Genomic DNA, 271 nt, shown 5'->3' on the forward strand with positions numbered 1-271 from the left:
AATCGCTCTTGGAAGCCCTGGCCCTCATGCGGCAAGCCGACGTCACCCGCAACACCCTCGAAACCCGCATCACCGCCCGCGTCAACCTGGACGGCACGGGGCGGTCGTCGCTGCACAGCGGCATCGGTTTTCTGGACCACATGCTGGAGCAGATCGCGCGCCACGGCCTGATCGATCTGGACGTGCGCTGCGAGGGCGACCTGCACATCGACGGCCACCACACGGTGGAGGACATCGGCATCACCCTGGGTCAGGCGTTCGCGCAGGCCGT

General features: G+C 67.2%; 1 pseudogene. It reads left to right on the forward strand.

What is annotated here, in order from left to right:
- Positions 1-26: 26 nt before the first annotated feature.
- A pseudogene (locus tag HA630_RS26755) lies at positions 27-271 on the forward strand (imidazoleglycerol-phosphate dehydratase); the annotation flags it as partial.

The organism is Aquabacterium sp. A08, from assembly GCF_011742065.1.